The sequence below is a fragment of the Planobispora rosea genome (assembly GCF_014648175.1).
GTDB classification, from domain to species: Bacteria; Actinomycetota; Actinomycetes; order Streptosporangiales; family Streptosporangiaceae; genus Planobispora; species Planobispora rosea.
This window is the reverse complement of the sequence record NZ_BMQP01000047.1, coordinates 20,794-44,923: the sequence shown is the minus strand read 5'-3', so window position 1 is coordinate 44,923 and position 24,130 is coordinate 20,794. Positions and strand designations below refer to the sequence as shown.

The 24,130-nt window shown below is 70.8% G+C and carries 30 protein-coding genes; 10 read left to right on the top strand and 20 right to left on the bottom strand.

Features of this window, described 5'->3' with window-relative positions; translation table 11 throughout:
- Positions 1 to 12 precede the first annotated feature (12 nt).
- The 7 genes from IEZ08_RS32870 (at position 13) to IEZ08_RS32840 (ending at position 7,633) form a co-directional block, all read left to right on the top strand.
- Complete coding sequence (locus IEZ08_RS32870; RefSeq protein WP_189243703.1) at positions 13 to 1,452, top strand: SCO6880 family protein; 1,440 nt, start codon at positions 13 to 15, stop codon at positions 1,450 to 1,452.
- A complete protein-coding gene (locus IEZ08_RS32865; RefSeq protein WP_189243702.1) occupies positions 1,445 to 2,929 on the top strand; it encodes a putative type IV secretion/conjugal transfer ATPase in 1,485 nt (494 codons plus the stop codon). The genes IEZ08_RS32870 and IEZ08_RS32865 overlap by 8 nt, the downstream gene beginning before the upstream one ends.
- Positions 2,926 to 4,707, top strand: coding sequence for a type IV secretory system conjugative DNA transfer family protein (locus IEZ08_RS32860; RefSeq protein WP_189243701.1), 1,782 nt, complete (start codon positions 2,926 to 2,928; stop codon positions 4,705 to 4,707). The genes IEZ08_RS32865 and IEZ08_RS32860 overlap by 4 nt, the downstream gene beginning before the upstream one ends.
- On the top strand, positions 4,707 to 5,639 hold the full coding sequence (locus IEZ08_RS32855; protein ID WP_189243700.1) for a hypothetical protein: 933 nt from the start codon (positions 4,707 to 4,709) through the stop codon (positions 5,637 to 5,639). The genes IEZ08_RS32860 and IEZ08_RS32855 overlap by 1 nt, the downstream gene beginning before the upstream one ends.
- Before the next feature lie 41 nt (positions 5,640 to 5,680).
- A complete protein-coding gene (locus IEZ08_RS32850; RefSeq protein WP_189243699.1) occupies positions 5,681 to 6,397 on the top strand; it encodes a hypothetical protein in 717 nt (238 codons plus the stop codon).
- Positions 6,398 to 6,440: 43 nt separating this feature from the next.
- On the top strand, positions 6,441 to 7,226 hold the full coding sequence (locus IEZ08_RS32845) for a DUF4913 domain-containing protein (protein WP_203863594.1): 786 nt from the start codon (positions 6,441 to 6,443) through the stop codon (positions 7,224 to 7,226).
- Positions 7,227 to 7,291: 65 nt separating this feature from the next.
- Positions 7,292 to 7,633 carry a hypothetical protein gene (locus tag IEZ08_RS32840; RefSeq protein ID WP_189243698.1) on the top strand — a complete coding sequence of 114 codons (342 nt, stop codon included), beginning with the start codon at positions 7,292 to 7,294 and terminating at the stop codon, positions 7,631 to 7,633.
- A gap of 171 nt (positions 7,634 to 7,804) precedes the next feature.
- Here the strand turns inward: IEZ08_RS32840 and IEZ08_RS32835 are convergent, their stop codons facing one another.
- Positions 7,805 to 8,041: a hypothetical protein gene (locus IEZ08_RS32835; RefSeq protein ID WP_189243697.1), complete on the bottom strand. Its 237-nt coding sequence runs from the start codon at positions 8,039 to 8,041 to the stop codon at positions 7,805 to 7,807.
- 222 nt (positions 8,042 to 8,263) lie between these two features.
- On the opposite strand from IEZ08_RS32835, the gene IEZ08_RS32830 reads away from it, so the two are divergent.
- Positions 8,264 to 10,966 carry an SEL1-like repeat protein gene (locus tag IEZ08_RS32830; RefSeq protein ID WP_189243696.1) on the top strand — a complete coding sequence of 901 codons (2,703 nt, stop codon included), beginning with the start codon at positions 8,264 to 8,266 and terminating at the stop codon, positions 10,964 to 10,966.
- A gap of 16 nt (positions 10,967 to 10,982) precedes the next feature.
- On the opposite strand, the gene IEZ08_RS32825 is transcribed toward IEZ08_RS32830, so the two are convergent.
- Positions 10,983 to 11,168, bottom strand: a complete 186-nt coding sequence (locus IEZ08_RS32825; RefSeq protein WP_189243695.1) for a hypothetical protein — start codon at positions 11,166 to 11,168, stop codon at positions 10,983 to 10,985.
- Here IEZ08_RS32825 and IEZ08_RS32820 point away from each other — a divergent pair.
- Complete coding sequence (locus tag IEZ08_RS32820) at positions 11,167 to 11,472, top strand: DUF8825 domain-containing protein (protein ID WP_189243694.1); 306 nt, start codon at positions 11,167 to 11,169, stop codon at positions 11,470 to 11,472. The two genes, IEZ08_RS32825 and IEZ08_RS32820, sit on opposite strands and share 2 nt — an antisense overlap.
- Before the next feature lie 29 nt (positions 11,473 to 11,501).
- Here IEZ08_RS32820 and IEZ08_RS32815 read toward each other — a convergent pair whose 3' ends face one another.
- The 12 genes from IEZ08_RS32815 to IEZ08_RS32760 form a co-directional block, all read right to left on the bottom strand.
- Positions 11,502 to 11,738 (bottom strand): hypothetical protein, encoded by a 237-nt coding sequence (locus tag IEZ08_RS32815; protein WP_189243693.1) that lies wholly within the window; start codon positions 11,736 to 11,738, stop codon positions 11,502 to 11,504.
- Positions 11,739 to 11,821: 83 nt separating this feature from the next.
- Entirely contained in the window at positions 11,822 to 12,607 is a 786-nt protein-coding gene (locus IEZ08_RS32810) for an aldo/keto reductase (RefSeq protein ID WP_189243692.1), read from the bottom strand.
- On the bottom strand, positions 12,604 to 13,203 hold the full coding sequence (locus IEZ08_RS32805; RefSeq protein WP_189243691.1) for an AAA family ATPase: 600 nt from the start codon (positions 13,201 to 13,203) through the stop codon (positions 12,604 to 12,606). Before IEZ08_RS32805 ends, IEZ08_RS32810 begins: the two co-directional genes overlap by 4 nt.
- Entirely contained in the window at positions 13,197 to 13,805 is a 609-nt protein-coding gene (locus tag IEZ08_RS32800; protein ID WP_189243690.1) for a 3'-5' exonuclease, read from the bottom strand. The genes IEZ08_RS32805 and IEZ08_RS32800 overlap by 7 nt, the downstream gene beginning before the upstream one ends.
- A 10-nt stretch (positions 13,806 to 13,815) precedes the next feature.
- A complete protein-coding gene (locus IEZ08_RS32795; RefSeq protein WP_189243689.1) occupies positions 13,816 to 14,991 on the bottom strand; it encodes a radical SAM protein in 1,176 nt (391 codons plus the stop codon).
- Positions 14,988 to 15,503, bottom strand: coding sequence for a nucleoside-diphosphate kinase (locus IEZ08_RS32790; RefSeq protein WP_189243688.1), 516 nt, complete (start codon positions 15,501 to 15,503; stop codon positions 14,988 to 14,990). Before IEZ08_RS32790 ends, IEZ08_RS32795 begins: the two co-directional genes overlap by 4 nt.
- Complete coding sequence (locus IEZ08_RS32785; RefSeq protein ID WP_189243687.1) at positions 15,500 to 16,498, bottom strand: thymidylate synthase; 999 nt, start codon at positions 16,496 to 16,498, stop codon at positions 15,500 to 15,502. The genes IEZ08_RS32790 and IEZ08_RS32785 overlap by 4 nt, the downstream gene beginning before the upstream one ends.
- Entirely contained in the window at positions 16,498 to 17,547 is a 1,050-nt protein-coding gene (locus IEZ08_RS32780; RefSeq protein ID WP_189243686.1) for a hypothetical protein, read from the bottom strand. The genes IEZ08_RS32785 and IEZ08_RS32780 overlap by 1 nt, the downstream gene beginning before the upstream one ends.
- Before the next feature lie 143 nt (positions 17,548 to 17,690).
- Positions 17,691 to 17,894, bottom strand: coding sequence for a hypothetical protein (locus IEZ08_RS32775; protein ID WP_189243685.1), 204 nt, complete (start codon positions 17,892 to 17,894; stop codon positions 17,691 to 17,693).
- The gene (locus tag IEZ08_RS32770) at positions 17,891 to 18,037 is read right to left on the bottom strand and encodes a hypothetical protein (RefSeq protein WP_189243684.1); all 147 of its coding nucleotides are present in this window, start codon (positions 18,035 to 18,037) and stop codon (positions 17,891 to 17,893) included. Before IEZ08_RS32770 ends, IEZ08_RS32775 begins: the two co-directional genes overlap by 4 nt.
- 4 nt (positions 18,038 to 18,041) lie before the next feature.
- Positions 18,042 to 18,440, bottom strand: a complete 399-nt coding sequence (locus IEZ08_RS32765) for a hypothetical protein (RefSeq protein WP_189243683.1) — start codon at positions 18,438 to 18,440, stop codon at positions 18,042 to 18,044.
- A 110-nt stretch (positions 18,441 to 18,550) separates the two neighbouring features.
- Positions 18,551 to 19,735: a helix-turn-helix domain-containing protein gene (locus IEZ08_RS32760; RefSeq protein ID WP_189243682.1), complete on the bottom strand. Its 1,185-nt coding sequence runs from the start codon at positions 19,733 to 19,735 to the stop codon at positions 18,551 to 18,553.
- 239 nt (positions 19,736 to 19,974) lie between these two features.
- Between IEZ08_RS32760 and IEZ08_RS32755 the strand changes: the two genes are divergently transcribed.
- Positions 19,975 to 21,036 (top strand): DUF8611 domain-containing protein, encoded by a 1,062-nt coding sequence (locus IEZ08_RS32755; RefSeq protein WP_189243681.1) that lies wholly within the window; start codon positions 19,975 to 19,977, stop codon positions 21,034 to 21,036.
- An 11-nt stretch (positions 21,037 to 21,047) separates the two neighbouring features.
- On the opposite strand, the gene IEZ08_RS32750 is transcribed toward IEZ08_RS32755, so the two are convergent.
- From IEZ08_RS32750 to IEZ08_RS32725, 6 genes are all read right to left on the bottom strand, one after another.
- Entirely contained in the window at positions 21,048 to 21,557 is a 510-nt protein-coding gene (locus IEZ08_RS32750; RefSeq protein WP_229803769.1) for a hypothetical protein, read from the bottom strand.
- A gap of 157 nt (positions 21,558 to 21,714) precedes the next feature.
- On the bottom strand, positions 21,715 to 22,245 hold the full coding sequence (locus tag IEZ08_RS32745) for a hypothetical protein (protein ID WP_189243680.1): 531 nt from the start codon (positions 22,243 to 22,245) through the stop codon (positions 21,715 to 21,717).
- A gap of 33 nt (positions 22,246 to 22,278) precedes the next feature.
- On the bottom strand, positions 22,279 to 22,611 hold the full coding sequence (locus IEZ08_RS32740) for a type II toxin-antitoxin system Phd/YefM family antitoxin (protein WP_189243679.1): 333 nt from the start codon (positions 22,609 to 22,611) through the stop codon (positions 22,279 to 22,281).
- 268 nt (positions 22,612 to 22,879) lie between these two features.
- A complete protein-coding gene (locus IEZ08_RS32735) occupies positions 22,880 to 23,161 on the bottom strand; it encodes a hypothetical protein (protein ID WP_189243678.1) in 282 nt (93 codons plus the stop codon).
- A gap of 127 nt (positions 23,162 to 23,288) precedes the next feature.
- On the bottom strand, positions 23,289 to 23,600 hold the full coding sequence (locus IEZ08_RS32730; protein WP_189243677.1) for a hypothetical protein: 312 nt from the start codon (positions 23,598 to 23,600) through the stop codon (positions 23,289 to 23,291).
- Between the two features lie 121 nt (positions 23,601 to 23,721).
- Entirely contained in the window at positions 23,722 to 24,099 is a 378-nt protein-coding gene (locus IEZ08_RS32725; protein WP_189243676.1) for a hypothetical protein, read from the bottom strand.
- Between the last annotated feature and the right edge of the window lie 31 nt (positions 24,100 to 24,130).

Below are 24,130 nucleotides of genomic sequence, written 5' to 3'. Positions count from 1 at the left end.
CGGATGCCGCCCATGACGAGCACCTCCCACCCCCGCACGTATGGAGGCTGGCGGGAGGCGCGCAGCGCGGGCCTCGGTCCGCTGGATGCGCGTCAGACCGCAGTCGTGCTGGCCGCCATCCTCATTCCGATCTTCATCGGGTTCGTGGCCGGCATCACCGTGACGGTGTACCTGCTGCCCGTCACGGTCCTGGTGGCGGCGGGCGCGATCGCCCGCCGCGACGGCGTCCTGGTCGTGGCGCACCTGCGCGCCTGGGCGCGCTGGCGCTGGGCCGAATGGCGTACCCACACCACCTACCTCGGCTCGGTCTTCACGCCCGTCGGACGCCCTTGGCACCTGCCCGGCGTACTGGCCCCCACCCGGCTGCTGGATGTGGCCGACCCGGGCCGCGGCCGCATCGGCATCGTGTGGAACCAGCGCACCGGCGCCATGTCGGCCACGCTGATGCTCAGCCCGGCCGGAGCGCTGCTGGCCGACACCGGTGACGTCAACCGGCGCGTGGCCGGCTGGGGGGCTCTGCTGGCCGGGCTGGCCGACGACGCCACGATCCGCCACGCCGCGCTCACCGTCGAACTGGTGCCCGAACCCGGCACCCAGCTCACCGACCACGTGCACGACCGCCTCGATCCGGCCAGCCCGGCCCTGGCCCGCTCGGTCATGGGCGAGCTGGTGGCCACCGCGCCGCGCACCTCAGCTCAGGTCCGCACCCGGCTGACCATCACCTGCGATCCCTCGATCGGCGCCGCCACCCCCCGGCAGGTGCCCGACGCGGTGGCCGAGCTGCTGCGCACCCTGGGCGGACTGGCCATCTCCGCGGCCGGCGCCGAAGTCGTCGCCCGCGCCTCGGCCAGCGACATGATCCGCATCGTGCGCACCGCCTACGACCCCGCCAGCGAGGCCGTCACCGACGGCTGGAACGACTTGCGCTGGCACGAGGCCAGCCCGATTCACGCCCGCGAGGGCTATGACCTCTACCGCCACGACGGCGCCTACTCGGCCAGTTGGGTGCTGGCCGAGCTGCCGCGCCAGCAGGTCACCCACGACGTGCTGCTGCGCCTGCTCAGCCCCGGCCGCCATCGCCGCCGCATCACACTGCTGTATCGGACCCTGCCCCGGGATATGGCCGCCCAGCTGCTGGAGCGGGAGGTCAACGCCGCCGCCACCCGCGAGGAGCTCTCGCGCCGCGCCCGGCGCTCCTCCACCGCCCGCGACCGCGCCGATGCCACCCGCGCGGCCCGCGCCGCCGCTGAAGAGGCCGCCGGCGCCGGACTGGTGCAGGTCTCGCTGTATGTCACCGTCACCGTGGCCGAGCGCGCGCAGCTGGCCGAGGCCTGCCGCGAGGTCGAGCAGGCCGCCGGGCATTCCCGGCTGCGGCTGCGCCGCGCCTACGGCGGCCAGGCCGCCGGGTTCGCGGTCGGCCTGGGCTGCGGGGTGTACCCGGCCGATGGCTAAGCAAAGGCGCACCCGCGCGACCCGGCCGCAGCCCGCGCACCTGACAATCGACGCCTCCCAGGTGGCGCCTCGCCGCGGCTGGAGCCGCGGCCGCGCCGCCCACATCGCCTCCGGCACCGTCTACCTGGGCACCAGCGTGCAGGTCGCCGGACTGTTCCCCTTCCCGCTGGCCGGCGGCCTGCCCACCGAGGGCGTGCCGATCGGCGCCGACCTGCTCACCGGCGAGCTGGTATGCCTGGATCCACCCGGCTGGGTCGGCACCCTGACCACCAACCCGTCGGTCTGGCTGCAGGGCTCCCCCGGAACAGGGAAAAGCGCCTTGGCCAAGCGGTTGAGCCTGGGCCTGGTCGCCTACGGCTACACCCTGCTGTGCCCCGGTGATGTCAAGGGCGAATACGCCGGCCTGGTCACCAAGCTCGGCGGGCAGGTGGTGCGCGTCGGCCGAGGCCTGGACGCCATCAACCCGCTGGATTCCGGCCCGCTGGGCCGCGGCCTCGACCAGCTGCCACGAGGCGAGGCCGAGCGGATCCGCGCCGAGCTCAACGGCCGCCGCGCCGAGCTGCTGCACGCGTTGCTGGCCACCCCCCACGGCCTGGGCCGGCGCCCCAGCGCCGAGGAGAGCGCGGCCGTCAACGCCGCGGTGCGCATCGCCGCCGAGGCCTCCCGCGCCGATCCGACCATCCCGGACGTCATCAAGGTGCTGCGCACCCGCCCCGCCGCGATCTGCGAGCGGCTCATCGTCTCTGAGGAGGCCGAATACCTGCGCGCGGTCCGCGGCGTGGTCGCCGCCTTGGAGAACCTGTGCGACGGCCCGCTGAGCGGTCTGTTCGACCGGCCCACCAGCAGGCCCTTGGACCTGGACAAGCCCGCCTTGACGATCGACCTATCGCACCTGCTGTCGGCCGGCGACGACGTCGTGGCCGCCGGGCTGCTGGCCACCTGGTCGTACTCCTATGCCGCGGTGGACACCGCCCGCGCGCTGGGGCGGATGCCACGCCCGGTCGTGCTGCCGCTGGACGAGCTGTGGCGGGCGCTGCGGGCCGGGCCGGGCATGGTGGCCGCCATGGACGGCATCACCCGACTCAACCGATCCAAGGGCGAGGTCAGCATCATGATCACTCACAGCCTCCAGGACCTCGAGGCGCTGCCCACCGAAGAGGACCGGGCCAAGGCCCGCGGGCTGATGGAGCGCTGCGACACCGTCGTGCTGGCCGCGCTGTCGGTCGGGGAACTGCACCGCATCAGCCAGCAAAAACCCCTCACCGACGGCGAGATCGAGCTGGTGGCCTCCTGGGCGGCGCCGACCGCGACCGGCCTGGACGGCACCTCCCAGCTGCACCCGGGCCGCGGCAAGTACTTGATCAAGATCGGGCAGCGGTCCGGAGTCCCGGTCCGGCTGCAGCTGACCGCCACCGAGCAGAGCCTTTACGACACCGACGCCGCCATGCGCACCCGGCGAGAAAGCGCAAGCTCATGACCTCCCCCAGCCCGACCAGCCCCTTCTCCGAGCCCGCCCCGTGGATCCTCGCCGGGCTGCTGGCCACCGCCTTCGGCCTGACCGGCATCATCTGGCTGGGCGGCAGCCTGGGCGCGCTTGCCGTCAGCGGTGCCTGGCGGCCGCCGCCGTTCTCCCTGGCCACCTTGCTGTCGTTTGTGAGCGGAGATGCCGAGCATCTGTGGCCCGGTGCCTCGCCGCTGGCGGTCGGCATCGGGATCGTCGGGGTCGCCGCCACAGGGCTCGGCACCCTGGTGCCGCTCGGCTTGGCCGCCCACCGGCGCTTTCACACCCAGCCCGGCCTGGCCGGCCGACGTGACCTGCGGCCCTTCAGCCCGCGCGGCGCCGCCGAGCGCGCCCGCACCCTGCGCCCTTCGCTGAAGGCCGTCACGCATCCCGCGCCCGATGAGACCGGCATGCTGCTGGGCGAGCACGCCGGGCTGGAGCTGCGCAGCAGCTTTGAGGATGTGGAGCTGCACCTGATGGCGCCGCGCTCGGGCAAGACCACCGCGATCGCCGTGCCGCGGGCGCTGCGCGCGCCCGGGCCGGTGCTGCTGACCTCCCGCAAGGCGGATGTGTATCTGGTCACCGCCGCCCCCCGGCGCGCCCGCGGCCGGCTGTGGGGTTTCGATCCCCAGCAGATCGCCTACTTGGAGCGGCAGTTCTGGTGGGACATCCTCGCCGAGGCCCGCACCGTCGAAGGTGCCCGCCGCCTGGCCGGGCACTTCATCGCCGCCTCGCTGTCGGCCAGCGAGCGCGGCAACTTCTGGGCGCTGGCGGCCGGCAACGTGCTGACCGCGCTGTTTCACGCCGCCGCCGGCGCCGGCCGGCCCATCACCGAGGTGCTGCGCTGGCTGGGCAACCCCGCCGATCGCCTCCCGATCACCTTGCTGCAGGAGGCCGGTGCCACCGGCCTGGCCGATCACCTGCAGCGCACCGTCCGTGGCGCCCCCGAGACCCGCGACGGCATCTATGAGACCGCCGGCCAGTGCGTGGCCTGCCTGCTGGATCCGCGCATCGTGGCCTGGGTGCTGCCCGATGCCCACCGGCCCGCTTTCGACCCGCACGCCTTCGTGGCCTCTACCGACACGCTGTATCTGCTGTCGGACAAGGGCGCCGGATCGGCCGCGCCGCTGGTGGCCGCTCTGACCGATGCGGTCTTCCAGGCCGCCATCCGCCGGGCCGAGCGCGCCGGCGGCCGCTGCGACCCCCCCGTCCTGCCGATCTTGGATGAGGCCGCCAACATCTGCCCGATCGAGAAGTTGCCGGACTACTACTCCTACCTGGGCTCGATGGGCATCCCGGTGGTGACGATCTTGCAGTCCTACAAGCAGGGCGCCGATGTGTGGGGCGAGGCCCGCATGGACGCGCTGTGGTCGGCGGCCACCGTCAAGGTGCTCGGCGCGGGCCTGGACGACGCCGACTTCGCCTCGAAGATCTCCACGCTGATCGGTGATCACAAGGTCATCGAGACCAGCGTCTCCTACAGCAGCAGCGGCCGCTCCACCAGCGCCTCCCCGCGCACCGAACGCATCTACCAAGCCGCCGACGTGCGGGCCCTGCCCAAGGGCACCGCGCTGCTGCTGGCCACCGGCATCCGCCCCGCGCTGATCAAACTGCGGCCGTGGATGACCGAGCCCTACGCCGCCAAGCTCGCCGCGGCCGCCCAGCGGGAACAGCACGCCCTGACCCGCCGCGCCCAGCACGCCCTCGCCGCCACAAGCTCCCGATCCGCACCCGATGAGCATGGAGAGCGCTGATGACCGTCACCGACGAACATCTTCAGAGCGCCGGCGCCGGCATGCTGGCGGCCCTGAGCGAGCTGGCCTCACCCGCCCCCGTCTCCGGCCCCTCCTCAGCCGAGACCGGGCCGGATGCCGCTCTCACCGAGGCCGATGTGACCGCCGCCTTTGCCGCCATCAGCGCGCACCTGCACCGGCTAAAGCACCTGACCAGCCTGCCGACCAGCGAGAACGCTCTGGCCAGCGCCGGTTTGCAGCACTTTCGCGAACAGGTCGGCCTGGCGCCGCCCAGCCAGGCCGACCTTGCCCGGGCGCGTTTCGACCTGGCCTCCGAATGGCGAAACGTCACCCCCCCAGCCGCAGAGGTGCGAAAGGCGCTGGCCTTTCCCGAAGTGGCCGCCAGCCCGCACGGCCAGCGTATGGGCGCCATCTACGCCACGCTCACCGAGCTGGATGCGAAAGTGCGCGCCGTCGCCGGCCGCGCCTACAGCCGGCTGCTGGCCGACGGCCGGATGCAGACCTTCCTGGCGGTTGCCGGTGCCCGCATCACCCACAGCATCGCGACGGCCGCCGCCGCGGCCCACGACACCCTGCAGCGGCTGGACGGGCACATGAGCAACATCGCCGCCACCTACCAGCGCCGAGATGCCCTCACAACGCTGCAGAATCTGCGCCAGGTACGCGAGGGCAGCGACCACGGCGCCGGCCAGAACACCGACCTCCCGGCCAAAGCGCATCCTGCGCCCGCCCCGGCGGCCGCGCCGACGCCGCAGCCCGCCGCGACCACGCCATCGGCGACGCCCGCGCGGCCCCCCGGGCGGGCGGCGGCCGCGCAGCGCGTCTCACCCACCGCTGGCGTTGTGGGCGCTGTCCCGCCCCGCACCTCCCCCCGCCGCCCGGCGGCACCGGCCATCCCGCCGCAGAGCCGCCGCCCCGGGCCGTGCCGGTAACCGGCCCGCGCTTTTCCGACCCGACAGAAGGTGTGCCGACCATGACCGACCCTCTCGACTCCGAAAGCCTCGACCGGACCTTCATCGGCATGATGAAAGCCCTGAGGGAGTACGGCGGATCGCCCGCCGCAGGCTCCGATCGCATCGAGGCGGCCTTCGAGCAGCTGAAGAACCTGCTGGCCAACCCGCTCTCCGAAGGATCCGCCGTTACGCCCGACGGACCTGCCGCCCCCGTGCCGCGCTCCGGCCCGGCCGCTTCGGCCTGGCCCGAGGCCGCCCGGCACCCGCAGGTGGAATCCAGCCCGCACGGCCAGCGCATCCAAGCGCTCCTGCAGGGCAACGCCGAGCTGGGCCGCGCGATCAGTGCCGCAGCCGGCCAAAACTACGCGCGCTTCGTGGCCAGTGCCGGCATGCAGCAGTTCATGGTGACGGTGGGATCCCAGGTCTCTCGGGCCGTCGCCGACAGCGCCGCCGTCTTGCACACCCGCCTGGCCGCCACCGCGACCACCCCTGACGACCACCAGGCGCTCAACCAGCTGGCGCAGCTGCAGGCCAGTGCCGCCCGGACCAATGACCATCTGCGCGGCCTTTCCGCAGCAGCTGCCGCTGGCGGGGCGGCGCGCCCAAGCGGGCGGGTGTCAGCGGCACACCAACGCTCTCCTAGCGCCCCGCAGGCTTCTGCGCCCTTTTCGCCTCAGCCCCGATCGAAAGGCCCCGCGGCGGCGTCACCGAAGATCCGCCAAGGCCGTACCCGGTGACCCGTCCGTTGCCCTCCTCGCCCCGATAAGGACCTGACAGACCATGACCGACGCTGCTACCCCCCGCCCGCCGCACGACGCCGACGATCTGTCCACCCGACTGGACCGGCTGGCAGAGCTGGTCGCCACCCAGGCCGAAGAGCTCGCCATGCTGCGCGCCGGCGATCGGCTCGCCACCCAGCCCGGCGCCGCTGCGACCGAGGGCGACTCGGCCGCTGAGGCACCAGCGCAGCACCAGCCCGCCGGACCGATCTTCATCGTGCGACTGGAGGATGCCCAGCTGCTGGAGGAGGTGCAGGCCTTGGCCACCTGGGTGCACCAGGTGCTGGTGCCGGTCTACATCAGCGAGCCGACGCCCAGCGCCCCCTGGTGCCCGATCTGGTGGGAACACCCGGGCGTGCTGGCCCGCCTGCACGCCCTGTGGCTGGCCTGGCAGCAGGAGACCGATCCCGAGGCCGGCGGCTGGAGCGGCCCATCGACGTGGCACATCCACCATCTCGACCCCACCTTGGCCGCGCTACGCGCCCCCGACGGGCCACTGGTGGAGTGCACCACCGACCCGCGCGCTCCCCACCACACGCGCCCGCCGCGCTATGCCGAGCGCGTCACCGCTACCGAGCTGGATCTGCTGGACGCCCTGGCCGTCGACGGCGATCCGGTGGCCGCCGAGCACCTGGCCACGCTGCTGGCCGGGCGTGGTGATGAGGCGGGCCTGCGCCAGCGCGCGGCGGCCGGAGATCTGTGGGCGACCGGCCAGCTGAGCTGGCTGCCGTATCGGGATACCACCAGCGTCCAGGCCCAGCGGCTGCGCCGGTACGGATTCGCATGAGCCGCAACGGAGGCGGGCCAACGCGCCGCCCCAGGAAGGCCCGGACCGATACGGGAGCGCCGCGGATGCGGACCCATGAACTGATGTGCCCGGTATGCGGGGCGCTGGCGAATGTGACGTGCGTTCAAGACGGCCAGGAGCTGCCGGAGATCCACCCGTCCCGGACCATGCCGATCTATGAACGCAACTGGCGGGCGCAACGTGGCTGGGTGCCGCCGGAACTGCTGACCCGCGAGGGCGCGGGCACCCGCAGCCGGGCCGGCGCCGGCAGGCGCGCGTCGACCCTGCCTGCGGCCTTGCCGAGGGTGCTGTCTTGCGAGCCCGGCCCGGACGCTCCCCATGGCGATATCACGGTCTACCGGGACAACCCCTACCAGGACCGGCCGCGGCGCCGCGACCGGCGCTGACCGGCTTCCAGCCCGGCCCGGCGGGCCGGGCTCCCGCCGAGGCGGTGACCATCGGGGGGTCTGCTCCTTGCGCGACCGCCCGGCCCCCGGGAAGCTGTCGCGTCGGCTTCCCCGGGGCCCGGACCGCGCACCCACCCGCCGCTGGATGCGAGCTTCGTGACCAAGACGGCCTCATGCGAGCAGGCAGTCCTGCTGCAGGCCGCTGGAGGGACGCTGCCGGTCCCCGTCGCTGTAGGCGCCCACAGCGGCAAAGAAGATCACCAGCGCGGCGCCGACAGCACCACCGGCGGCCAGGACCGCGCGGGCCCAGCCCGACCCGGTGCGCAACGTGATGAAACCGGCCGCGCAGCCGATGTTGACCGCGACTGAGACCGCCAGTACCAGCGTCAGCACGTCGATTGACGTCATGAGACCTCTCCCTCGACTCATCTGTCGATGTGAGCCCCCTGCATCTGCAGGAGGCCGGTGAAATCGAGGGTTGCTGCCCAGGCCGCTGTCCAGGCGCATCGTGCAAACTATTGGACGATTTCGCTGTATCTGCCCAGGCGCCTCTTCTACGCTCCGTGAAGAGCCCCAAGTGTCCAACACGTTGTTGGACAGGCCGCGGCCAGCGGATGGGAGGCATGGCAGGTGAGCGAGCCCGCCGGACAGGACCCACCGACGCTGTTTGATGACCTGCACCAGGTGGCCGTACTGCGCAGCACCGAACTCGGTGGCCAGCCGTCCTATCGACAGCTGGCCGAGCAGACCGACATGCAGAAAAGCACGATCGAGAACTGGCTGAAGCGCCAGATCTTTCCGCGTGACCGCGACCAGCTGCTGAAGATGATCGAAATCATCCGGACCGAAGCGCACGCGCAAGGCAAGATCACCGACCCGGTTGCCGCACTGCTAGACCCAGCCCGGTGGAAGAAGACCTATGACGCTGAGTGCGATCGCCGCGCCGGCCGTAACCGCGACACTGCTAACAGCGCCATTGCCAGCACCATCCAGCAGGAGCTAGAACACCGCGCTCGCTGGCAGACACTGTCCGACCGGCCCCGGCCCGTCAGCGCCTGGAGCGCCAAGCAGCTCGGCGTGCATGGGGCGATCGCGGGAACCAGCTCCCGCCGCGGCGACTTCATCGTGCCCACCTACATCCCCCGTGAGCACGATCAGCGCTTGCGCAACCACCTGTCCGCCGCGGTGGGTCGGAGGGAAACCACGCTGGTGCTGGTGCGCGGTACCTCCTGCTCGGGGAAAACCCGCACCGCGTTCGAGGCCGTGCGCGCGGTCGTGCCCGGCTGGTCGTTGGTCTCTCCCAAGACCGCCGACAGTCTGCTGGCGTTCCTGGCGGTCGCCGGGGCCGAGCCGAACATGGTGCTGTGGCTCAACGAGGTCCAAAACGTCCTGCAAGGTCCGGCTGGGGAAACGGCCGCGGCCGGGTTGCTCACCCGATTGGAAGGTGACGAGCCCACCCTCATCATCGCCACGCTGTCGCCTCTCCATAAGAAGCTCACCGCTACCCCAGAGGCAGGACACCCCGACCCGCACCCACTCGCCCGCGCGCTGCTGGCCCAAGCCCACCTGGTCGACGTACCAAAGGCCTTCCCCCGCGATCAAGCCGCTGCGCTGGCCACCCATGCTGACCCGTCGCTGCGGGCTGCCGCGCGATCAGGAACAACTGACATTACCCAGACTCTGACGGCCGGCCCGGCCCTGGTCGACCACTACGAAAACCCCACCACTCATGAAGGGATCTACGGGCGTGCGGTGATTGAAGCCGCGATGGACGCTCACCGCCTGGATGCCACCGGCCCTCTGCCACTGCGCTTCCTGGAAAATGCCGCCCCCGGCTACCTGAGGGACGACGAACGAGCCGCAGCCGACGACGATTCCTGGTTTTCCTCAGCCATGGCCTACGCCCGCATCCGAGTCAAAGACGTCGTCTCGGCGCTGCAGCCAGTGGCTCGCCCTACCGGGATGGGCGCACTGCCAGGTGTGGTGACCTTAGCCGATTACCTGCAGCAGTATGCCCGCATCACCCGCAGTGACCAGTGCCCGCCAGCGACCTTCTGGCAGGCCGCTGTCGAGCACCTCTCCGATCCCAAGGCTCTGCTGGCCTTAAGTGAGGCCGCCGCTGCACGCCTGCGCCGCCGTCACGCCGCCCTGCTCTGCCAAGGTGCGGCTGAAGCTGGAGATCCTTCCGGCTGGGCGATGTTGGCGCTGGCGCGGGAGCTGGTAGGGGATCGGACTGAAGCCGAGCGTCTGGCCCAGCTCGCCGCCGAAGCCGGAGATGCCTCCGGCTGGGTGGCATTAGCCCTGGTGCGGGAGGAGGCTGAGGCCGAGCGCCTGTATCAGGCTGCGGCCGAAGCCGGGAGCCCTTACGGCTGGGTGCAGCTGGCCCTGATACGGGAGAAGGAAGGAAACCAGGCAGAGGCCGAGCGTCTGGCCCAGCTCGCCGCCGAGGCCGGAGACGCTTCCGGCTGGGTGCAGCTGGCCCTGACGCGGGATCAGGCAGGAAACCAGGCAGAGGCCGAGCGCCTGTATCAGGCTGCGGCCGAAGCCGGGAGCCCTTACGGCTGGGTGCAGCTGGCCCTGATACGGGAGGAGGCAGGGAACCAGGCAGAGGCCGGGCGCCTGGCCCAGCTCGCCGCCGAGGCCGGAGATGCCTCCGGCTGGGTGCAGCTGGCGCTGATACGGGAGGAGGCAGGGAACCAGGCAGAGGCCGAGCGCCTGGCCCAGCTCGCCGCCGAGGCCGGAGATGCCTCCGGCTGGGTGCAGCTGGCCCTGATACGGGAGGAGGCAGGAAACCAGGCAGAGGCCGAGCGCCTGGCCCAACTCGCCACCGAAGCCGGGAGTCCTTACGGCTGGGTGCAGCTGGCTCTGACGCGGGAGCAGGCAGGAAACCAGGCAGAGGCCGAGCGCCTGGCCCAGCTCGCCGCCGAGGCCGGAGATGCCTCCGGCTGGCTGCAGTTGGCCTGGATACGGGAGGAGGCAGAGGATTGGGCAGAGGCCGAGCGCCTGTATCAGGCCGCGGCCGAAGCCGGGAGTCCTTACGGCTGGGTGCAGCTGGCCCTGACGCGGGAGCAGGCAGGAAACCAGGCAGAGGCCGAGCGCCTGGCCCAGCTCGCCGCCAAGGCCGGAGATGCCTCCGGCTGGCTGCAGTTGGCCTGGATACGGGAGGAGGCAGAGGATTGGGCAGAGGCCGAGCGCCTGTATCAGGCCGCGGCCGATGCCGGAGTCAGTAGTGAGCTGGTCCGTTTTATCGAGCGCCGGGGGGACGGTTCGGGTAAGGAACAGAATCTGCGGTACGGGCTGGAGCCGGACGGTACAGTCTCTGACCCGTGGTAGGCGGCGCGGTCGTCGGCTACAGGCCGACCAGGCTCAGCACGCCCCAGGTGATGGCGGCGGCGAGGAGCGCTCCGGCGAGGGTCTGCGCCAGGTCGTGATGGCTGATGCGGATGCGGGCCCAGCCGATCACCGCCACCAGGAGTGCGCCGACGATCAGGGTCGGTGCGGGCGGCCACAGGTGCGCCAGCACCACCAGGATCATGGCCGACTACCAGATTCCGCCCGACCTGCTCAATGCGCAGGTCGCGTTCTACATGGCAGATGCCGAGTGTGAGCGGCTGGCCGCTGCGCTCCCGCCGTCCACCGCCGGCGGGGCCTCCATCAGCGACGAGCAGCGCGACGAACTGGATAAGGCCCGCGCCAGGCGAATGGATCTGGTCAACATCCTCTACGACGACACCCACCCGTGGTGGAGCGAGGTCGATAACCGGTACTTCGCGCGGATGGCGCTGTACAAGGCCGCCAAGACGAAACTGGCCGCGAAGGCTGGGAAAGCCTCATCCTGACCGCGTGACCGCCAGGGCGGGAGCCGACATCAGCCGTGGGGAGGCTCGGCCTCGTCGTCGGCGAACATCTTCTCCAGCTCGGTGATCTCGCGGAGCCGCTCCAGGTGTGGAGCGAGAGCTTCCATGATCTGCTCGTGCAGCCACGGAGGTGGCGGGTCTTCCGGGTCGGGTGTGGGGGTCGTCACGAGGACCATCGTGGCGTCCGCGGTGATCGTCCGCAGGGAGATCCGGCGGCGGGTGGGACAGCCTCCCGGGGGCTGTCCCACCCGCCGTTCTCCCGGCCTTCCCGGCGTAGCCGGTTGGGTGTGGGCTACGGCCGAGGGCGGAGAGCTCTACCCGTGCGAGCTGATCACCGCATGCCGCCGGCCGCAGTCTGGGCGGCCCGCACGAAGGTGGCCAGGTGACGCGGGTTGCTGGTAGCGGGGATCGGGGCAACGTGAACGCCGAGGGCGAGCAACCATCCCAGGGACTTTTCAACCCCGGCGGTGGCCGCGAGCCGACCCGCGTTCAACGGCCGATACGGCACGTAGGCAATGCCGTTGTCGGCGCAGTAGTCCACCGCCGGGTCGTCGGGCTCGTCCAGGTTGAGGCAGTTCTGCACCGCGGCGATCGGAGTGATCACGCGGGCCTGGCCGATCTGCTCGGGCGTGACCTTCGACAGGCCGATGGCAGCTACCTTCCCCTCCGCGACCAGGTCAGCCAGGACGCCGACCTGGTCGGCCAACGGCACCGCCGGGTCGATGCGGTGCAGGTAGCACAGGTCGAGACGCTCGACAGCCAGACGGCGCAGGCAGGCCTCGACGGCGGCCCGCAGGTAGTCCGGCCGGCCCAGCGGCCTCCAGAGGTTCGGTCCCGGGCGGATCAGCCCGACCTTCGTGGCCAGCAGCAGCTCGTCGGGGTAGGGGCGCAGAGCGCGCCGGAGGAGGTCCTCGACGGTGTGGGGGCCGTAGGCGTCGGCGGTGTCGATGTGGGTGATGCCCAGCTCGATCGCGGAGCGCAACACCGCCGTGGCGGCGGCCGGGTCGGCGGGGGCGCCCCAGGTACCGGGGCCGGTCAGGCGCATGGTGCCCAGGCCGAGGCGGGAGACGCGCTTGCCCGCGATGGTGATGGCGCCGCCGGGCAGGAGGCTGCTCATGAGGCCGGCCTGTCCGTCGCGGCGGCCACGGCGGTCTGCACCGCGGCGGCGTGCTCAGCGTGGGTGACGGGCAGGTAGTCGGGCCGCCGGTCGGCCAGGAGCTGGTGCAGGTGCCGGTCCACGGCCGCCCGGAACTCCGGGTCGGCGTAGTCGGGGTCCTTGCCCGCAGGCACGGCGTGCGGGACGGCCGGATCCAGGACGGTCGCCATGATGAGCGCCTGGCGGCTGGTGTGCAGGTCGGCCAGGGCCGTCAGCCGGTCGAGGACATCGGGGTCGGGCTGCTGGCCGCGGTGCTCGGCAGCGGCCAGGTAGTAGGCCAGGGCCGTGTAGGCGGTGCGGCCGCAGATCACGACGTCGGCGCCGCGTTCGGCTTCCAGGGCGGCCGCGGCTTCGCTGGTGATGATCCATTCGGTGGAGGCGGGGGTGTGCCGGGTCATCTTCGCAAACCCGAGTGCGGCCGCCCGGGTGGCCAGGCCGCTGACGCGGGCCACGATCAGGCCGCCTGCGCGTAGTTCCATCTCGATGCGGCGAGCCAGGGTGGTGGTGCCGGTGCCGTGTGTTCCGGCGATACCGAGGCGAACGGGGGTGGTCACCATAGGGTCTGTTCCTCGTGGTCGGGGACGGTCACTGCCCCGGGCAGGCCCGGGGGGACGGCCACCGCGGTCAGAGCGTCCCAGGTCGGGTAGCGGCCGGCGAGGGTGAGCAGGAGCCGCGCGGTGGCGTGGGCGTCGAAGGCGGCGCGGTGACGGCGGCCGGGGATGTCGCCGGTGGTGATGCCGGTGTGAGCCAGCAGGGCGTCCAGGCCGTGGCCAGGCGCTTCCGGCAGGGCGGTACGGGCCAGGCGCAGCGTGTCCAGGACGCCGGCGGGCTCCCAGCCCGGCAGGTGCCGCTCCAGCACCCGGTAATCGACGTGAGCGTTGTGAGCGGCGATCCACACATCCCGAAGGGCGGCGCGGACGGCCGGGGCGACGTCGGTCCAGACTGGGGCGTCGGCCACGTCCTGGTTGGTGAGGTGGTGGACGCGGGTGGCGAAGCGGGAGATCGGGCGCGGCGGCTGGATCAGGGTGCACAGGGCCGGCTGCGGCACCGGCCGCCCGCCCTCGATCCGGATCGCGGCGACCTCCACCAGGTCCGGCGGGGTGGCGCCGTTGCCCTCGACATCGACGACGAGCAGGGGCGGCCAGGTGCCGAAGTCCACGGGGTGCCTCCTATGCGGTCGCGGCGGGCCAGCCGATGTCAGCGCGGCCGTGCCGGCGGTAGTGGTGGGGGTGCTCGCGGGCGTGGACCTGGTAGCCGTGGGTGTGCTGCAGGTAGTAGCGCGGCGGCTCGTCCAGTCCTTCCACCATGATGGCGCGTTCGGTGACCTCCACGCTGCCGGTCGCGCCGAGCGCGCGTGCCTGGGCGGTGACGACGTCGAGGTCGGGGGCCTTCCAGGCGTTGCGGCAGAGCTCCAGCTGGGCGATGGGGCAGATGTCGCACAGCTCGCGGATGCCGTAGTGGCCGTTGTAGTCGGCCTCGCCGTGGGCGTAGGCGACACCGCAGCTCGTCTTGCGGAACAGCGGTCCCCACGGAGCGGTCCGGTTGCCGGGCCGGTGGAACGCCTTGAGGATCCGCTGCTCGGACTCCTCCGGCATGATCTTGCGGCGGGCGGTGTCGGCGTACGGCTCGGGCAGGCCGTGCTCGCGGTAGTAGGCGGCGATCTCGGCGCGGAAGAACAGCCCGGTGAACACCGTGGCGTGCGCGTGCTGCGACAGCTCCAGCGCCCGGCCGATGTGGTCGTCGCTGTCGTTGAGGCCCGGCACGATCGGCCGCCAGTACAGCACGGTGCGGTACCGCTCGGCGTGGGCGTACAGGGTGCGCAGGCTGGCCGCGGCGATGGCCGAGTCCACCGGTTCAATGCCCGGGTGGTCGATTCCCGAGTGCGTCACCAAGATCGTGATCCTTAGGTGGCGGAAGCCGTTGAAGACGGCGCAGTCCTCGGGATCGACGCGCCAGCGGGTGATGACCAGCACGTGGTTGGTCAGCTCCCGCTCGTCCAGCAGCCGCAGCACGTTGAAGGTGTGCGGCTTGACCGCCGGCAGCATCGGGTCGGTGGCCCGGTTGAAGATTTGCAGCGGGGTGCGGTGTGGCTGGAAGTAGCGGTGGCCGACGAGCAGCTCGACGGCCGTCTCGTCGGCCAGCAGCGCGCGCGGTGCCTTCAGCTCGTAGGCGTCGAACAGGTGGCGCACGCAGTAGACGCACTCCAGCGGGCAGCCCACGATGTGGTTGAGCGACAGTCCCGACTTGCGGTACTCGATGGGCTCGGCGAGCTCCGGCTTCAACGCGGCGACCTGCGCGGGCGTCAGGATCGTCAGGGGGCGCCGAAGGCGCGGGATGGCGGTCATGTGGTGCTCCCATCTGCAGCAGGGGTGAGCAGGTGGTGCTGGCCGGGGCCGTACCAGATCGCGAAGTCGCGCTCCACGACACCGGCGTGATCGCTGGTGTGGATCAAGTTGTTGATCAATCTCCCCTCGGCGCGGGCGGTGGCCAGGTCATCGACGCCGAAGCGTCCACGGATCGTGTGATCTGCGGCGATGCCCGGGTCGGTGGGGCCGATCAGCGTGCGCAGGCGGGCCGCGGCGTCCGGGCCGTGGCCCAGGGCGACCATCACCCGGGCGCCGACGTACAGGCGGCGCAGCGCGGCCGGCACGTCCAACCCGAACTCCTGCGACACCTGCGGGGGCAGCAGGTCGTCGTAGTGGGCGAAGACCTGCTCCTCGGTCGGAGAAATCACGCGGCGGGCCGTGATGCGCACCTGGCGGCTGAGGCAGCCCAGCACCTCCTCGGCCAGGCCGCGCTGTAGGCAGTCGGGCTTGAGCAGGATCACCGACCAGGCCGACCAGTCCACGCCCGTCATCGCCGCTCCCCTGTGCTGGGGAGGCGGTCGGGCCAGCGGCAGGCGATCAACCACCGGTGCTGTGGGGTGAGCGCGGCCAGCACCTCAGCCGTGATCGGCTGGCCGCCCTGGTGGGTGATCTGCCGGTAGACCTCCCACAGCAGCACCACCTGCTGCCAGTACGGCTCCAGCGGCAGCGCGGCGACCTGCGCGGCCGTCAGGGCGCACCGGCCGGCGCGCAGCTGCTCCTCCCAGTGCAGGATCTGGGCCACGGTGGTCCAGGTGGTACCGACCGGCATCGCCTCGGCGGGCGCCGGTGGGGCGGCAGGTTCGGCGAGGATCGCCTGCGCCTGCGGCAGGTCCGGGGTGTTGAGGTGCATCGAGGCGACGTGGTGGGTGTAGGTGCCCAAGCCGACGCCGAGCTGGAGGGCGGCGAACTCGGCGAGGAAGGTGAAGGAGAACACGTCGCACAGCAAGCCGATCAGGGCGTCGTTGCCGCGCATGAACACCACCGTGTGCAGGTGGCCCGCGCGGATGAGGAACTGCACCGCCAGGGTGCAGGCGACGTCGGGGTTGGCCGGGTCGGCGAACTCACCCGGCCGCATGATGGTCATGGCGGCGCGTTTGCTGTCGGGGTCCTTGCCCAGCAGCTCAAGGGCCCGGTCGAACTGGCTGTCCCCGCGCGGGGCAAAAAGCCGGGGCCCGTAGGCGGTGCCGGTCAGGCGCCGGCCATCGGCGGCCAGAGTCCGGAGCCGCGGCGCGTAGTAGCCGATCATCTCCACGTCGTCGCGGCCGGACAGGTACCACAGCACCTCGGCGTAGTTGAAGACGATGTTGGTCCGGCGGGCGGCCAGCGCGGGGGTACGGTGGCGCGGGTCGGCCAGGGTGAAGGAGACGTTCAGCCGCTCGCGGGAGTGGTTGCCGCGGGTGGAGGTCTCGTGCTGCGGGTGCGTGCTCACCAGCTCCAGCACCGCCCGGTAGGCGTCGTGGAAGGTCGCGAAGACCGGCGGCTGCATCACCGCTCACCTCCGACGCCGGCGTGCGTCGCCTCGGCCAGGTCCGTCATGAGGGTGTTCAAGGTCGCTATCTGCTTCGACACCCGCATCGGCTCCAGATGCCGAAGGCACAGGTCGATCAGCTCGACGTGCTCCGGCGTACCGGCGATGCCTTGCAGCCACTCGATGCGTTCGATCACCTCGCCGGCGTCGGCGGCGTGCAACACGCCGGGGGTGGCCTCCTGCGCGCAGGCGATGGTCGTCGGGGTGATCGGCATGCAGCCCTGCACCACCGCCTCGCCCAGGCGCTGGGTGAGCGCACCGGCTCTGGCATACCGGTCAGGCAGCAGCATCACCGTGGACAGGGCGCCGCGGTAGATGCCGCCGATGTCGGGGAACGGGCAGCGGCCGGTGAAGTTCACCTGCGGCCACGCTGCGGTGCGGGTCCACTTGCCGGCCACCCGGTGCGGGAAGCGGGCCGCGGCGGGCGCGAAGAACTCGGTAAACGCCTCATCGCGGTCGTACTGGTTGCCGACGTAGGCCAGCGCCAGCGGCCGGGGCGTGGCGGCGAGTCGCTCGGGGTCGGCGGCGTCGATCGTCTCGTCGGGGACCATGTTGAACAGCACCGCGGCGCCGGGGACAGGGCGACGGGCGGTGTCGCAGACGATCACGTTCGGCAGGCTCCGCAGGGGATCGTCGGCGGGCATCTGCCGGTCGGTGTCCCAGATCACCGTGGGTGTCGCCCGGCCGGTGGTGTAGTGGTCAAGCAGGTCCTGTTGCCGGTGCAGGTCGCAGGTGTGCCCGGGGCTCCCGCACGGGGTGGTGTTACGGCCCGGCAGCGGCCAGCGCCATTCGCACAGCAGTACGTCGATGGCAGGGAAGGCGGCATCCCACTGGTACGGCAGCGCGTCCCCGGCTTCGGTCAGGTCGCGATTGGTCTGCAAGAGCACGAGCTGGTGGCCGAGCGCGGTGAGCTCGTCGATGATCGGGCGGCGCCAGAACCGGCCGCCGTCCGGGGTGTCGAGGATGCCGGGGCCGATGAACCCCCAGAAGCTGAAGCCGATCTTCACCGTGGTCTCCTATCGCTGGGAGAAGCGGTAGAGGGTCCCCTCACGAGCAACACGGGGAAGTCCGGCGCGCTGCCGCCCGCGAGGGGAGTGGATCCGGCGCGGCCGCGCAGGAGCTGCGCCCTCACTGCGTGGCCGCGCCGGGGTCATGAGGGCGGCCCGAGGACGGCGTCCCAGGCGGGCCCAGCCGGACGCGGCACACCGAGCCGGTCGGCCACCGCCTCCAGCTCGTCCCGGTACAGCTCCCACCGAGTGACGAGCCGGAGCAGCGCGGGCTCACGCTGTGCGGTGGCGGTGGGCACCTGCTCGGAGAACAGGCCGCCGGTCAAGAACTCGCGGCGCGTGATCATGTGCGGTCGTCCGGGATGTGGAAGGCGGTGGCGCCGGGCATCGCCCAGAGCAGGTAGTAGGGCGGGAGCTTACGCACCTCCTCCGCGGGCGCGCCGTCGATGTCGGCGGGCGGCTCATTGGCCGGAGGCGGGGGTGTGGGCACGTCATTAGAGCGCAGCGTCATCATGGGTCAGGGCTTCCACGTAGGAGTCGGCGATGTGACCAGCGGTCCCCTCACGGATGCGCTTCACGACATCGGCGCGGACCAGCACAGCCCGGTGCTTGGCGAGACGCTCGGCCGCAGCGCGGACGGTCAGCGTGAAGACGAGTAGCGGCCGTGTCCGGCCGGGGCTGGCCGCGGTGGGGACGGTCCACCAGATGTGGTGGCCGTTGGTGCGGACGACCAGCCCAGCGAACACCGACAGCAGGGCGTTGCCGGACGCCAGCAGGTGCACGTCCACGTCGTGGACGCCGTGCTCAGCCGCCAGGAGGCCGGCGAGCTCATGGGCCACGCGTTCGGCGGAGCTCACCGTTCCTGCGCCGGGACAGGTGGTGAGGAGGGTCACACTCCGACCGTAAGGCGGGTGTCACACCACGTCATTGACACTTTGGTTGAGCGCCAAGTGGAAGTATCAATAACGCAGGTCAGCGGGGCCACTCAGTGGCGCCGCGGGTATCAGTAGGCGAGCCCGACCATGTCGGCCAACTGCCGCATCTCCACCGTCAGGGTACGGCGCTGGTTGAGCAGCCTGCCGAGGATGTCCCGGGCGTACCGCTGGGCAGGTAGCCACTCCGGCGCGATCCGCGCGAGGTCCTGGAGCACCGCGAGCGCCTCGGCGCTGCGGCGGGTAGCGACGAGCGCCGAGGCCACGTCGAGCCGGTGCCGGTTCCGGCTGGCCGAATGCGCGTGCAGGACCGTCTGCGGGATCCGCTCGGCGATCGTCAGCACCATGTCCGGCTGGTCCATGATGGCGGCATTTTCTGCACGGATCATCGCCACCGTAACCGGCCCGAAGGTACGCGTGGTGGAGGTGTCGGAGACGGCCTCGTGGCCGATGCGGGTGGCCGCCGCGCGGGCCAGGGTGATGGAGTCTTCAGCCTCGCCGGGCCGGTTGTCGCGGATCGCCGCGTTCGACACGCCCAAGAGCAGGCGTCCCCACAGGGTGAGTTCGGAGGTGGTGGCGCGAGAGAAACGGGGTTCGATGTCGTCGGCCCACCGGGTGGCCAGGCGGCGGGCCTCATCCAGGTGTCCCTGGCGCAGATGCAGCCAGACGAGGGTGTTGACCGCGGCGGCGGCGTCGAGCCGGTCATCGGCGGTGTCCATCGCCTGGTGCAGTGTCGGTTCGGCGATGTCGAACTGCCGGGTCTGGGTGAGGATCCATCCCGTGGTGTTCAGCACGCGGGCCCGGACGGATCGGCCGGCGCCGTTGAGTGCCTCGGCGTCGGCCAGCAGAGTGGGCAGAACGGTCGCGATGTCGGTGTAGCGGTTGTCAGCTAGCAGCGGCTTCAGGTCGGCCAGGCCGCGTCGGACGCCGTTGACGGTCGGCGCCTCATCAGATCGGGGAACCTGGCCGAGCAGCGCGCGCCGGGTCGGCTCCCACAGGTCAGGGTACGGCTGTTCGGCGGTTTCCTCAGTGTCGCCCGCGCCGCCGACCAGGTCGGTGGTGGAGACCCGCAGGGCCACGGCGAGCTTGCGGACGGTCTCCAGACGGGTGCCCTCGACAACGCCCTGCTCCAGCTTGGACACCAGACTGAACGAGACACCGGCGAGACGAGCAAGCTCACGCTGGGTCAGGCCGCGCCTCTTCCTGACTGCGCGGAGCCGTGGAGCCAGAGCGGCCATCGTGCTACCTTCGGGCATAGCCCTACACCTCCTGGGACTTCGACATCCTCAGGCTACGGTCGTAGGGCTTATCCATGTCTAGGGTTGGCGACTAAATCCTGCGGGTCCTCGCCCCGCCGCGCTGCCCCGCGGCCACACCAGCGCGCCCATGCTGAGAGATCTACCTGGGGTTGATCGGGCATCGGCCATGCTGGCGATATGTCCTCTCTCGCATGGGATGCGGAGCCGGTCGGCAGGCTGGCCATCGGGGAGCGGCGATGAAGCAAGAAGCCCGCATCCTCAAAAGCCGGGCGATCTGCTCCTTCACCCGAGCTGCCATCGCCTTCAACGGCCTCCATGACACCGGCGGACGACAGACCGAGGTCCTGCTGTTCACCCAGCACGCCTTCGAGATGCTGCTGAAGGCGGCTCTGATCCAGCGGAAAGTATCGGTCCACGACTCCGACAAGAATCAGAGCATCGGCTTTGCCAAGTGCCTCAACCTCGGGCGGGAAACACTCAAGATCACAGAAGCGGATGCTGGAACCCTCCAGGCCATCGACGCGCTGCGCGACGCCGAGCAGCACTGGTACTGCACCGTCCCCGAGGGGGTGCTCTACACCCACATGCGCGCGGCCGTCACGCTCTTCGACGAGATCTTGCACCGAGCCTTCGGCGAGCGGCTTGCCACGCACCTACCGGAGCGGGTCCTGCCGATCTCCACAACGCCCCCGCAGCATATCCAGACGCTCATCGATGAGGAGTTCAGCCAGGTCCAGCGGCTGCTGAAACCCGGCCGACGCAGAGGCGCCGAAGCTCGGGGCCGAATCCACGCGTTGCTGGCTCTGCAGTTCCACGCCGGCGACATCGGCGACATCGGCGAGTGCGACGTTAAGCAGGCCGAGCAGGCCATCCGAAGAGGAAAATCGCGACAGGAGGTACTGCCCAACCTCGACACGGTAGGCACCGAGATCACCGGAGAAGGCATCAACGTCACCGTCCACTTCACCAAAAAGCATGGTGCCCCAGTGCACTATGTGAACGCGGAAGAGGAGGGTGCAGCCGCCGTCCGGACCATCGACAAACTGACGCAATATCCCTGGACGCGCGCCAAGCTGGCGAAAAAGCTCAAGATCGGCACCGAGAAGGCCTGTGCGCTGCGCTGGCATCTCAATATCGAGAACGACCCCGACTACCACTACACGGCGAAGCGGAACAACACCGTCATCGAAGAGTTCTCCCAGAATGCCTACCTGAAGATGAAGGAGGCACTGGACTCGCCGCAGCTCGACATAGATCAGATGATGCGGAACTACCGAAACAGCCGAAATCGGGGATGAGCCTCACCCCACTACATCCCGACCAGTGCCAGCGCACCCCAGGTCGCCGCCGCGGCGACGAGGGCACCAGCGAGGGCCTGGGCCGGGGTGTGATGGGAGATACGCACCCGGGCCCAGCCGATCGCCACAACCAAGAGCGCGCCGACGGCGAGCGTCGGCGCAGGCGACAGCAGGTGCGACAGCAGTACGGCCGCCCCGGCCGCCACCCCCGTGTGAAAGGAGATCTTCCAGACCAGGGTGATCGCGCCCAGCACGATGATCCAGCCGAGCATCACTGCGGCTGATGCGATCACCGCGCGCGGCGCCCCCAGGGCGATCAACGCGGTCAGTCCGGCCGCCACCGCGACCAGCCCTGCAAGCATCGGGCCGGTGCGGCTGGCCCGCTCGACCACGTGGATGGAGTCCAGGCGGCCGCGCCGCACCCCCAGGGCGATCACTGCGGCGGGGATGCCCGCGCACACCAGCGCGGCCAGCAGCCCCCAGGCGGCGCCGATCCATCCGGCGGACAGGCCCCCGGCCATCACCGGCAAGGTGAAAGCGACATATTGCGGAGCGAAGGCCTCAGTCAACGCACGGGCCCAGTCCAGCCCCGCAGCAGCTGCGGGCTGACTGCTCAGCGACTGATCTACCGCGGTGCCCTTGGACGGTCCGGGTGCTGAATCGGGTCTCATCGGCTCATCACCGGATACCTCTCCGGCCCCGGGGGAGCGGGGCCCGCCCGACGCTGGGTGTGCTACCGGCCACCCGGGACGCACGCCCAGCCGCCGCCTCCGGCGTGGCGTCCTTACCTGAGGGGGAGGATAAGCCGGCGGCCGCGGCACGGGACAAGGGCTGGTCCTTGCCGTAGCCGACGGAGCGGCCCAGCCGCTGGGCGGCGGTGGTGTAGACCACGAGGTTGGGCCGCGCGCCGATGGCCACGATGTGCACGATGGGCGGACGTCCTTCGCCGCGGAAGCGCTTTTGGTAGACGATGCGCCAAGGGTTTTCACCGCGCTCGCGCTCCTGCAGGGTGTTGAAGTACACCTTGTAGCAATCATGCAGGTCGGCGATGCCGTTGTCGGTGAGCGGCAGACCGCTTTTTTGACCCGTCACCACGGCATGCAGCATCAAGATCGCCTCGTGGCGGTGTGCGTCGCTGGGCAGCCTCCAGAGGTCTTCTTTGACGCCGTCGCCGTAGGAGACCGGAAGACGACGCCGATCTGGGGTCATGATCGGCAGGGTAGTACGCGCGGCGGTGCCAAGCTACCGTCCGGGGGGATCTTCGAGGATCGCCGGGTCGACCCCCGCATCGACGGCGAGGTCCTCCAATGTCGTATAGGTCGCTCCGCCCGCGGCCTCGGTCGCGGCCAGACGCTCGCGCAGCGTCGGCGCTGACAGCAGATCCTCCAATCTCTCGGCGTCGACGGCCTGCATCAGCGCCTGGTAGAGCGGCACGCTCAGCATGACCGCCTGAGGCCCGCGCTGATCACCGATGAACACCGGGGGCGCCTGCAGGCCGTCGGCGGCCAGGCCAGTGATCAAGCGCGGAAAATCGGCCTGCGCTGCGTCGACCAGGTTCTGAGGGGAGTCTTCCATGATCACACCTTAGTTCGTTGACGGGTCCATGCACCGGGTGACTCCGATTGCAGGCCCGCGCCGGGCTGGTTACGTGCTCGGGAAGTGCTGTCTTCTCGTGTGCCGGGCGGCGAGAGCGCCGGTGGGCTGGGGTGTGGGGGGACCACGGGCTCACCGCTGCCCAGCGTCTAGGGCCGGATCCGGGAGGTACGGCCTTCGCTTTCGCGCCAGCCCGGCCAGTAGCGGACCGGAGTCCCGGCCGGGTAGCGGTCGTTCCAGGCGTTGGCGGTCATCGGAGCGCCGTCTTCCCGTTGATCACACGGGCCACGTTGAGGGCGTGCCGGTCGGCCATGCCGCGCGTCTTGGTCCACCAAGCTGCGCTCTCCAGTAACTTGGCGAGCTCTGCCCTGAGTGGTTCGGACATGCCCTGTGCGGTGGTGACCACCCACGGGGTGCCGCAGTGCTTGCAGGGGCCGGGCTCGAACAAGGTGCCCTCGGGTGGCTGGCAGGGGTGCGAGTGCTCGCAGCGGAGCTGACGGACGGTAGTGGTGAGTTCCTCATAGGGGTCCATCTCAGGGCTTCCTCGTGGGGAACAGGGATGTGGACGGCGGCTCTGGTGACCGCATCGGGTGCATGGTCAGGCACGGCTGGGCAAGGCTCTGCACGGCGCTCATCGCAGCTCCTGCCCGGTCGGCAGGTCACCGCAGGATGTCTGGCTGCTCGATCGCATCGGTACGTCCCGCAGGGTCAGGGGCGGCCAGCAGGGCCAGCAGATCGCGCATCGCCCAGCAGATCTCCGGCTCACCACCGGTTCCGCGGTCGATCTCCGCGTTGTAGAAGCAGGCGTACCAGGTGGCCAGGTTCTTGATGACGAAGCGGACCTCAATGCTCAGGCCGGAGCGCTTCAACTCCAAGAACACACTGCGGTGGCTTTCGTGCTCGCTCACTGCGAAGCCCGCGGCGTGGGCGGCGGTGCTGACCTTGATGACAGCGGCTCGGGGATCACGCATGGCCGACTATCTCCTTGATCTTCTCAGACGGGGGTGGTTTTCCGCAGTGGATCGCAGCCTCGGCTTAGGAGGTGAGCCGGACGTCCGGGGTGCTCGCGCGGTGCGGGAACAAGGGAGCGCGCTATCGCCAGAGCGGGTGGGCGGTCGGGGTGATGCGCCACCAGGGCCGGGCGAGTGCCACGGCGTCCGCGGTGAAGGCGGCTGCGGCTGTGGGGTTGGTAAACAGGTAGGTGGTGTAGTCATTGCCGCCGGAGCGGGCCTGTAGCGCCTGGGTCTGTTTCGCCTGCCGGGGCAGGGTCTTAAACAGCGCCTGCGTTTCTTCGGGATCTTCGGGGTCGCCGTGGGCGATGGTGACCGGGTGCAGGCCGGCGGCGGCCAGCTCGGCCTCGGCGATCTGGGCATGCCCGCTCAGAAACCGTACCCAGGCCAGGGCGTTGTGCGTGGCCAGCTCGTGTTCGTGCGCGCCGGTTGGTGGCGTGTACTCACTCGGCGTACTCATCGAAGCCAGGCCGGTGCCCTGACAGTGCGGG